Consider the following 748-nt stretch of genomic DNA (forward strand, 5'->3'; position numbering starts at 1 on the left):
GCTTGGTGTCGGCTGTATATTCCTGGCCTTCGACGTCCTTCACCACGGCCTGGCCGCAGCGCATCGACTTGGTCTTCTTGTCATAGGCATAGGTCGGCGAGCCGAACAGGTGCCAGCCCTTGTTCAGCGCGGCGGTGACCTTGTGGCAGAAGGTGGCATCGTCCGGACCGGACAGAAAGCGGTAGAGTTTCATTTTTCGAACCCATCATGTGTATCGGCGCATCATGCGCCGATGATCGCGGCCTTCGCCAGAAGTTTCTCGGCTTGCGCCAGATGCAGCCGCTCGACCATGCGGCCGTCCAGCGCGATGACCCCCTTGCCTGCATTTTCAGGCCGCGCGAACGCATCCCGGATCGCACGGGCCTCGGCAAGTGCTTCGGGCGACGGCGAAAAGGCGCGGTTCGCCGGCTCGATCTGGGCCGGGTGGATCAGCGACTTGCCGTCGAAGCCCATGGCGGCTCCCTCGGCGCATTCGCGGGCAAAAGCGTCGAGGTCGCGGAAATCATTGGCGACGCCGTCGATGACGTCGAGGCCGCCGGCCCGCGCCGCCAGAACCAGCTGCATCAGCCACGGCATCAGATAGCGACGGTCGGGCGTCGCCAGAATGCCGGTCGCCTTCACCAGGTCGTTCGTTCCGGCCACGAAGCAAGCCAACCTCGAAGCCGGATCGCGCCCGAGCTCGGCGATGGCGCCGATATTGAGCAGCGCTTTCGGCGTCTCGATCATCGCCCATAGTTTCACGCTGTCC

General features: G+C 64.3%; 2 protein-coding genes. Both read right to left on the bottom strand.

Annotation, left to right across the window (positions count from 1 at the left end; genetic code table 11):
• Positions 1-193 (bottom strand): DUF1737 domain-containing protein (locus tag EOA28_RS37485; protein ID WP_128315927.1); only part of this gene is annotated, 193 nt, incomplete at its 3' end.
• Positions 194-222: 29 nt separating this feature from the next.
• A partial coding sequence (locus tag EOA28_RS37490) for a CoA ester lyase (RefSeq protein WP_148671199.1) occupies positions 223-748 on the bottom strand: 526 nt, incomplete at its 5' end.

This window comes from Mesorhizobium sp. M2A.F.Ca.ET.067.02.1.1 (genome assembly GCF_004023285.1).
Lineage (GTDB): Bacteria > Pseudomonadota > Alphaproteobacteria > Rhizobiales > Rhizobiaceae > Mesorhizobium.